This is a genomic window from Pseudomonas edaphica (genome assembly GCF_005863185.1).
GTDB lineage: Bacteria > Pseudomonadota > Gammaproteobacteria > Pseudomonadales > Pseudomonadaceae > Aquipseudomonas > Aquipseudomonas edaphica.
Genome location: NZ_VBVZ01000795.1, coordinates 1 through 2,435, shown reverse-complemented (window position 1 = coordinate 2,435; position 2,435 = coordinate 1). Strand labels below are relative to the sequence as shown.

Sequence of the window (2,435 nt, the reverse complement as noted above, 5' to 3'; positions counted from 1 at the left end):
CGGTTCAACTGAAGGACCGAGGTGTCTGCATCGCAGGCAAGCCAGCTCCCACAGGGATCCGCTTTGTTTCAACGAGGTGTGTTTAGAACGCAAATCTGCCATCAAACACCGGCTTGTCATCCAGCGCCAACACCCCGCTGGCAAAGATCAAATCCAAGTGATGGCTGCCTTTTTGCCCGCCGCCCAAGCCCAGGTGTAACCCGCAATGGCGCTCCTCGAAGCCGGCATTGCGTGCATACAAGTCTTTCACGCCCTCGTTGGTGCCAATCCCCAATTCCTCCACACGGCGGTTGGACGGGTTGGCATTCAGGTATTTATTGAAGTCGTCCGCCAGCCCTGGCACCTCGCTGGCCACGCTGCAAACCGTCGAGTTCTCGATCCACAGCTCCAGCGGTGATTGCAGCACGCCGTACTTACGCGCAAACGGGATGGTGCTGAGGAAGGTGCCAACAAACCGCACCTGGCCATTGATGGCTTCGCTGTGGGTGGCGATTTCGCCTGGTGCCAGGTCGTGGTTGCCGACCCCGTTGATATTGGTCCACTTCTTGATGCTGCTCAGCGGCGCCTCAAGGCGGGAGCCGTGTTTGTCGGTAAAGCTCAGCACGTTGGCCTGGGACATGCGCCGGATCAGCGTAGCGTTGAGGTCGGCGATGCGCTGCGGCTCGACGCTGAAGGTGTCGTAGAAATAGTCGCCATAATCCTTGAACAGCAGGGATTTCTTCCAGTGTTCGGCCATCACGCCTTGCAGGGCGCGAATAAAATCCGGGCCTTCGGCACGTGGATTGGGCAGGGTCGAAGAGTCATACAGAAACAGGTACAGGTCGCAGGCTTCGATGGCGTGGGCCAGGGTGTCGCTGGGCGTGAGGTCCAGGCGCTGGCATTGGAAGTTGAAGCGTGCGGCGCTGCTGTGGGTGATTGCTTCGGCGATGGCGTCGTAGCGCTCGGTATGGCCCAGCAACACCGTCGGGCGGCTCAGGCCGTTGAGTGCCGGGTGGTGTGCGAGGTAGTAGAGGAAGTGTTCGACGGCGCGGGCCTTGTCCATGACGGGTGTCCTTCTGTGCCTTGGGTAAGGGGGCAGGTGCCGTGCACAGCACCTGCCGGATGCCTGCCGGGTGTTAGAAAGGCCACATAGCAGTGCCAAAGGGCACGACGGCATCGGCTTGCATCATTTCAACGGCGGCCTCATGGGTCGGCGCTTCAAACCAATCGTCGAGTTGCAGTTCGGTTTCCAGGTCGTTTTCCAGTGCTTGCATGGTATTTCTCCTAGAGGACGTTGTTTGAGAACGGCTTGCCAACGGGCTTCGCTGGCAAGTGAAAGAACCTAGGAGAGAGTGTTTGGAAATGCAAAATATTTATTGACACGGTCTCATTTGAATTTTTTCTTCTGTTTTTTCAGTGTGTTTTTTTATCCAGAAAAAACAGCAAATTGGCTGAACCGATTTTTCAAAAACTTCCCACTGACAGTTTTCCGTTAGCTGACGAAAAAGTCTGCCTGTAACGCTGGTTTTCCGGGGTGTAACGTTTAATTTACGAGTTTGTCCGGGTGTTACTGAGTGCCGTCCAGCTGTAAGGATTAGCTTACAGTTTGGTGTGTGCACTCTGTTGGGGCGTGCTGAAGCTGTCGAGCGGTGTACAATGCGCCGCGTTTTACTGTGACCCCCTTGCGTATCCACGCAAAAGGCCAAGACCTCAGGGTTTACCCACCCTGATCACTCCGTGCGGCCACGAGTCGGACGGGTTCGATTTCGTCACAGATAAAAACAAACAGGTGACGCATGACCGTTAGAAAGACGCTGTACTCCTGGTGCCTGCGCTGGGGTTTGAGCGGCGCTGCTTGAGTCGGTAATTCAAGGCAGCAACCTGCATTCGACATTCTCAAACCTTGCGTGAGACCCTTTTCATGAGTGGACCCCAATCTTCTTCAGGCGAGCTGAAACGCGGCCTGAAAAATCGGCATATCCAGTTGATCGCCCTCGGTGGCGCCATCGGCACCGGCCTGTTCCTGGGCTCGGCCGGCGTGCTCAAATCCGCCGGCCCTTCGATGATCCTGGGTTATGCCATCTGCGGCTTCATCGCCTTCATGATCATGCGCCAGCTCGGCGAAATGATCGTCGAAGAGCCGGTCGCCGGTTCCTTCAGCCACTTTGCCCATAAGTACTGGGGCGGTTTCGCCGGCTTCCTGTCGGGCTGGAACTGCTGGATTTTGTACATCCTGGTAGGCATGTCGGAGCTGACTGCGGTCGGCAAGTATGTGCACTACTGGTGGCCGGAGATCCCGACCTGGGTCTCGGCGGCGGCGTTCTTCGTATTGATCAACCTGATCAACCTGGCCAACGTCAAAGTCTTCGGTGAGGCCGAATTCTGGTTCGCCATCATCAAAGTCGTGGCTATCGTCGGCATGATTGCCCTGGGCAGCTATTTGCTGGTCAGCGGCA

Annotated in this window: 3 protein-coding genes; 1 reads left to right on the top strand and 2 read right to left on the bottom strand. The window is 56.6% G+C overall.

What is annotated here, in order from left to right; all coding sequences use genetic code 11:
- Positions 1–82 precede the first annotated feature (82 nt).
- A complete protein-coding gene (locus FEM54_RS30565; protein WP_017139165.1) occupies positions 83–1,042 on the bottom strand; it encodes a M29 family metallopeptidase in 960 nt (319 codons plus the stop codon).
- Positions 1,043–1,115: 73 nt separating this feature from the next.
- The gene (locus FEM54_RS34210) at positions 1,116–1,253 is read right to left on the bottom strand and encodes a hypothetical protein (RefSeq protein ID WP_003175756.1); all 138 of its coding nucleotides are present in this window, start codon (positions 1,251–1,253) and stop codon (positions 1,116–1,118) included.
- Positions 1,254–1,900: 647 nt separating this feature from the next.
- Here FEM54_RS34210 and FEM54_RS30560 point away from each other — a divergent pair.
- Positions 1,901–2,435, top strand: a 535-nt coding sequence (locus FEM54_RS30560; RefSeq protein ID WP_138454065.1) for an amino acid permease, incomplete at its 3' end; no start/stop codon positions are given.

Coding starts and splice junctions, on each gene's coding strand:
- FEM54_RS30565 (WP_017139165.1), bottom strand. CDS start 1,042: ATGGACAAGGCCCGCGCCGTCGAACACTTCCTCTACTACCTCGCACAC.
- FEM54_RS34210 (WP_003175756.1), bottom strand. CDS start 1,253: ATGCAAGCACTGGAAAACGACCTGGAAACCGAACTGCAACTCGACGAT.